This window comes from Devosia sp. (assembly GCF_036406155.1).
In the GTDB taxonomy this organism is placed as follows: Bacteria; Pseudomonadota; Alphaproteobacteria; order Rhizobiales; family Devosiaceae; genus Devosia_A.
This window is the reverse complement of sequence record NZ_DASWVV010000111.1, coordinates 1-4,821: the sequence shown is the minus strand read 5'-3', so window position 1 is coordinate 4,821 and position 4,821 is coordinate 1. Positions and strand designations below refer to the sequence as shown.

The following is a 4,821-nucleotide window of genomic DNA, read 5'->3' as shown; positions in this document are numbered from 1 at the left end:
TGATAGAGGCGCAGCACCCGCTCGGCCTCCGGGCTGAAGCGCTGGAAGCCCTTGCCCTCCTCCCGCGCGAACTCCGACAGCACGTGGCCGGCGATCTCGATCACGTCGTCGTCGCGTTCGCGCAGGGCCGGCAGGTGGATGGGGATGACGTGCAGGCGGTAGTACAAATCCTCGCGGAAGCGCCCCTCCTCCACCTCGCGCAGGGGGTCGCGGTTGGTGGCGCAGACGATGCGCAGGTCGACCTTCTCCACCTTGCTGGTGCCCACCGGCATGAAGGTGCCGGTCTGGATGAAGCGCAGCAGCTTGGTCTGCAGGTCGGGCGCCAGCTCGCAGATCTCGTCCAGGAACAGCGTGCCGCCGTCGGCGCGCGCCGCCGCCCCCTGGCGGTCGGACACGGCGCCGGTGAACGAGCCCTTCACGTGGCCGAAGATCTCGCTCTCCATCAGGTCCTTGGGGATGGCCCCGCAGTTGATGGCGACGAAGGGTTTGTCGCGGCGCGGGCTCTGGCGGTGGATGGCCTCGGCGCAGACCTCCTTGCCGGTGCCCGACTCGCCGGTGATGAACACCGTGGCCTTGGACGACGCGGCGCTGTCGATGATGCGGTAGGTCGCCTGCATCGCCAGCGAGGAGCCGATGAAGCCGTGATAGCGCGCCCGCCCCAGGTCCTTCTGATAGGTCTCGACGATCTGCGACAGGCGCAGCCGTTCCATGGCGTTGCGCACGGTGACCACCAGCCGCTCGGCGGAGAACGGCTTGACCAGGAAATCGTAGGCGCCGTAGCGCATCGCCTCGACCGCGACGTTGACCGAGCCGTGCGCGGTGATCACCACCACGGCGCAGGGCAGCCCCTGGTCGGAGACGTGCTTCAGCACCTCCATCCCGTGCATGTCCGGAAGCTGGAGGTCGAGCAGCACGATCCTCGGCGCGCCGTCCGACAGCACCTCCATCGCCGCGGCGCCGGTTTCCACCGGGACGACGGCGTACGCCTCCTTCTTCAAATACTCGGTATAGACGCGCGCCAGCGACGGCGTGTCTTCGACAAGCAGGACGGGAGTGGTGCCGGAAACCATGTGGGTCCGCCGATGGCGATGACTGATACGCAAAAATACGGCGTTCCTTGCCGTCGCGCCAGCGATGAACGGCGCCGGGCTTGCGGCGGTTTCACAGCACCGCCGGATCGGGCCGCCATCCCTTCGCCAATGCCATCGGCCGCGTCGTGAGGCTTGTCCCGAGCGCCGCGTTGGAATATCTGAATTCTACAAGTTCAACTGCGCAAGCGCCCGACCGACGCCCAAAAGGAGGGCCCCCGTGCACGATCACGCCATCCTGGCCGGCAAGCGCATCCTGCTCGTCATCGCCGGCGGCATCGCGGCGTACAAGAGCCTGGAGCTGATCCGCCGCCTGCGCGAGCGCGGTGCCTCGGTGCGCGCCATCCTCACGAAGGCCGGCGCGCAGTTCGTCACGCCGCTGTCGGTGCAGGCGCTGACCGAGGGCACGGTGTACCAGGACCTGTGGTCGCTGACCGACGAATCGGAGATGGGGCACATCCGCCTGTCGCGCGAGGCCGATCTGGTCGTCGTCGCGCCGGCCACCGCCAACCTGCTGGCGCGCATGGCCGCCGGCATGGCCGACGATCTGGCGGCGACGGCGCTGCTCGCCACCGACAAGCCGGTGCTGGTGGCGCCCGCCATGAACGTGCGCATGTGGCTGCACCCGGCGACGCAGGCCAACATGGCGCTGCTGGCGGCGCGCGGCGTGACCCGCGTCGGCCCCAACGACGGCGACATGGCCTGCGGCGAGTTCGGCCCCGGCCGCATGGCCGAGCCGATGGAGATCGTCGACGCCATCGCCGCGCACTTCGCCGCCCAGTCCGTCCCGAAACCACTGGCCGGCAAGCGCGCGCTGGTCACCAGCGGCCCGACGCACGAGCCCATCGACCCGGTGCGCTACATCGCCAACCGCTCGTCCGGCAAGCAGGGGCACGCCATCGCCGCGGCGCTGGCGGCGCTGGGCGCCGAGGTGACGCTGGTTGCCGGGCCGACCCGGCTGCCCGACCCGCCGGGCTGCGCCGTGACGCACATCGAGAGCGCGCGCGAGATGCTGACCGCGTGCATGGCGGCGCTGCCGACCGACATCGCCGTCTTCGCCGCCGCCGTCGCCGACTGGCGCGTAAAGGGTCTGTCGGAGCGCAAGCTGAAGAAGGACGGCAACGCCCCGCCGGCCCTGGAGCTGACCGAGAACCCCGACATCCTCGCCACCATCGCCGGGTCGGGCGCGCTGCGCCCCGCCCTGGTCGTCGGCTTCGCCGCCGAAACCGGCGACGTGGTGGAGTACGCGCGCGCCAAGCGCGCCCGCAAGGGCTGCGACTGGATCGTCGCCAACGATGTGTCGCCGGGCACCACCACCTTCGGCGGCGACGACAACGCCGTCCACCTCATCCGCGCCGACGGCGTCGAGGACTGGCCGCGCATGGGCAAGGACGCCGTCGCCTCCCGCCTCGCCGACACCATTGCAGCCCATTTTGGCGCTACCCACTTCCAGGGGAAAACCCCGTGACCGCCAGCATTCCCATCCTCCGCCTGCCGCACGCCGAGGGGATTCCCCTGCCGGCCTACGCCACCGACCATGCCGCCGGCCTCGATCTGCAGGCGGCCGTGGCCGGGCCGCTGGTGCTGGCGCCCGGCGCCCGCGCGCTGGTGCCGACCGGCGTGTCCATCGCGCTGCCCGAAGGGTACGAGGCGCAGGTGCGCCCGCGCTCGGGCCTGGCGCTCAAGCACGGGGTGACGGTGCTCAACAGCCCCGGCACCATCGACGCGGACTATCGCGGCGAAATCGGCGTCATCCTGATCAACCACGGCGACCAGACCTTCACCATCGAGCGCGGGCAGCGCATCGCCCAGCTCGTCATCGCGCGTTACGAGCGCATCGCCTGGACCGAGACCGCCACCCTGCCCGACAGCGCGCGCGGGGCGGGCGGCTTCGGTTCGACGGGCCAATTCAGCCAGGAAGCGGATCCATGCTGCGCATCTCCAAGAAGCTGATGTTCGCCATCGAGGCGGTGCTGGACATCGCCTACAACGCCGGGACCGAGCCGGTGCAGTCCGGCGAGATCACCCGCCGGCAGGGCATCCCCAAACGCTATCTCGAACAGGTGCTCCAGCAGCTCGTGCGCGAGGGCATCCTGGCCGGCGTGCGCGGCCCGCGCGGCGGCTACCGCCTCGCGCGCGAGCGCCGGCGCATCACCATCGGCGAGATCGTGCGCGTCGTGCGCGCCATGGAGACGGCCAGCGACCCCATCGAGGAACCGGCCGGCTCCATCCTCGGCCACAAGGTGGTGCGGCCGCTGTGGGGCGAGCTGCAGGAGGACTGCATGAAGCGCCTCGAATCCGTGACCATCGAGGATCTCTGCATGCGCGCCCGCGCCGCCGGCGTGGAGAGCGAAACCGAGGACCGCATCGACTTTACGATTTGATTCGCGGGCCTTTGGGGCTAGGTTCAACAAGAATGTGTGGAACAACCCAATTCCACGTTACCGGGAGGTGAAATCAATGTCCGGTCCCGAATTCCGCGGCAGGATCTACGACAGCATCGTCGACACCATCGGCGCCACCCCGCTGGTCCGCGTCAAGCGGATGGCCGAGGAGGCCGGGGTGAAGGCGCAGATCATCGGCAAGTGCGAGTTCTTCAACCCGCTCGCCAGCGTCAAGGACCGCATCGGCCTCGCCATGATCGAGGCGGCCGAGCGCGAGGGCAAGATCACCCCCGGCACATCCACGCTGGTCGAGCCGACGTCGGGCAACACCGGCATCGCGCTGGCCTTCGTCGCCGCCGCCAAGGGCTACAAGCTGATCCTGACCATGCCGGAGAGCATGTCGATCGAGCGGCGCAAGATGCTGAAGCTGCTGGGCGCCGAGCTGGTGCTGACGCCCGCGCCGGAAGGCATGAAGGGCGCCATCCGCCGCGCCGAGGAGCTGGTGTCCTCGACGCCCGACGCCTTCATGACGCAGCAGTTCAAGAACCCGGCCAACCCGGAGATCCACCGCCGCACCACGGCGGAGGAGATCTGGCGCGACACCGACGGTCAGGTCGACATCCTGATCTCCGGCGTCGGCACCGGCGGCACGCTGACCGGCGTGGCCGAGGTGCTGAAGGCCCGCAAGCCGACCTTCAAGGCCATCGCGGTGGAGCCGGAGGACAGCCCCGTCCTGTCCGGCGGCATGCCCGGCCCGCACAAGATCCAGGGCATCGGCGCCGGTTTCGTGCCCGACATCCTGAACACCAAACTGATCGACGAGGTCGTGCGCATCTCCAACCAGCGCGCCTTCGAGACGGCCCGCAAGGTCGCCCGCCTGGAGGGCCTGCCGGTCGGCATCTCCTCGGGCGCGGCGCTCGCCGCGGCGCTGGAGGTCGGCGCCCGGCCGGAGAACGCCGGCAAGCAGATCGTCGTCATCCTGCCGTCCTTCGCCGAGCGCTACCTCTCGACCGCGCTGTTCGAGGGGCTGGAGTAACCGCCGTTGGGTTTTCGCTGACGCTCAACCCAACCTACGGGTACGTCTCGCGTAGGTTGGGTTGCGTTCTCACCGGCGCGGGCCGACCCGCAGCGGATGAAAAAGTGGCTGTACTGGGCCCCCACCCTAACCCTCCCCCACTTCGCGGGGGAGGGAACTCCGCTGCTCTGCCCCCTCCCCCGCTCTCAGCGGGTCCAAAGGACCCGCCTGTCGCGTCAGCCGGATCAAAGATCCGGCGAGAGCGCAGTGGGGGAGGGATGGGGTGGGGCCCGACGACGAGACTTCGTCGGCCACCGACACTCCGGCTCCGTCC

At 69.7% G+C, this 4,821-nt stretch carries 5 protein-coding genes; 4 read left to right on the top strand and 1 reads right to left on the bottom strand.

Annotated elements, in window-relative coordinates:
• A partial coding sequence (locus VGD93_RS06955) for a sigma-54-dependent transcriptional regulator (protein WP_395010547.1) occupies positions 1-1,070 on the bottom strand: 1,070 nt, incomplete at its 3' end.
• 238 nt (positions 1,071-1,308) lie between these two features.
• Here VGD93_RS06955 and coaBC point away from each other — a divergent pair.
• From coaBC to cysK, 4 genes are all read left to right on the top strand, one after another.
• Complete coding sequence (coaBC, locus tag VGD93_RS06950) at positions 1,309-2,556, top strand: bifunctional phosphopantothenoylcysteine decarboxylase/phosphopantothenate--cysteine ligase CoaBC (RefSeq protein ID WP_395010545.1); 1,248 nt, start codon at positions 1,309-1,311, stop codon at positions 2,554-2,556.
• Positions 2,553-3,041 (top strand): dUTP diphosphatase, encoded by a 489-nt coding sequence (gene dut, locus VGD93_RS06945; RefSeq protein ID WP_395010543.1) that lies wholly within the window; start codon positions 2,553-2,555, stop codon positions 3,039-3,041. The genes coaBC and dut overlap by 4 nt, the downstream gene beginning before the upstream one ends.
• Positions 3,017-3,472, top strand: a complete 456-nt coding sequence (locus VGD93_RS06940; protein ID WP_395010541.1) for an RrF2 family transcriptional regulator — start codon at positions 3,017-3,019, stop codon at positions 3,470-3,472. The genes dut and VGD93_RS06940 overlap by 25 nt, the downstream gene beginning before the upstream one ends.
• A gap of 76 nt (positions 3,473-3,548) precedes the next feature.
• Positions 3,549-4,508: a cysteine synthase A gene (gene cysK / locus VGD93_RS06935; RefSeq protein WP_395010539.1), complete on the top strand. Its 960-nt coding sequence runs from the start codon at positions 3,549-3,551 to the stop codon at positions 4,506-4,508.
• Positions 4,509-4,821 lie beyond the last annotated feature (313 nt).

Coding starts and splice junctions, on each gene's coding strand:
- VGD93_RS06940 (WP_395010541.1), top strand. CDS start 3,017: ATGCTGCGCATCTCCAAGAAGCTGATGTTCGCCATCGAGGCGGTGCTG.
- cysK (WP_395010539.1), top strand. CDS start 3,549: ATGTCCGGTCCCGAATTCCGCGGCAGGATCTACGACAGCATCGTCGAC.